The organism is bacterium (assembly GCA_024226335.1).
Classification (GTDB): domain Bacteria; phylum Myxococcota_A; class UBA9160; order SZUA-336; family SZUA-336; genus JAAELY01.
On record JAAELY010000039.1, the window covers coordinates 1 to 727 of the forward strand.

Annotated in this window: 1 protein-coding gene; it reads left to right on the forward strand. The window is 59.1% G+C overall.

The window, feature by feature from the left end; all coding sequences use genetic code 11:
• A partial coding sequence (locus tag GY725_01785; protein ID MCP4002904.1) for a group II intron reverse transcriptase/maturase occupies positions 1-715 on the forward strand: 715 nt, incomplete at its 5' end.
• Positions 716-727: the final 12 nt, after the last annotated feature.

Consider the following 727-nt stretch of genomic DNA (forward strand, 5'->3'; position numbering starts at 1 on the left):
CATCCAGGCGACGGAGAAAGGAGCCTCCCAAGGCTCGCCGCTTTCTCCGTTGCTCGCCAACATCTTGTTGGACGACCTCGACCGAGAGCTGGAACGACGCGGACACCGCTTCGCCCGTTACGCCGACGATCTTCTGATCATCGTGCGCAGCGTTCGAGCCGGCGACCGAGTCAAAGCCAGCGTCACTCGGTACCTGACCTCTCGGCTGAAGCTGAAAGTCAACGAGTCGAAGAGCCGGGTGTGCGGACTCAACGAAGTCGTCTTCCTCGGATTCACTTTCCGGGGTACGAAGCTTCGTTGGTCCGACGCGTCCTTCGCGAAGTTCAAGCATCGTGTCCGGCGTCTGACCGGTCGCAGCTGGGGCGTCTCGATGGACTACCGGCTCTACAAGCTCGCGCAGTACGTTCGAGGTTGGATGAACTACTACGGCATTTCGGACTACTACAGACCGATCCCCGAGATCGACAAGTGGATTCGAAGGCGTATCCGTATGTGTTACTGGAAGCAGTGGCGCCGGACACGCACGAAGGTCCGTCACCTTCTCGCTCTGGGGACCAGTCGCCGCCAGGCGATCTTCACTGCTCTCAGTCGCAAAAGCTACTGGCACCTGTCGAAGACCCTGGCAACGCAGTCCGGGATGACGAACAGATGGCTTAAACGCCAGGGGCTGATTTCTGTCCGCGATCTGTGGATGAAGGCTCATGGCTATGCTTGAGACTACCGTGAG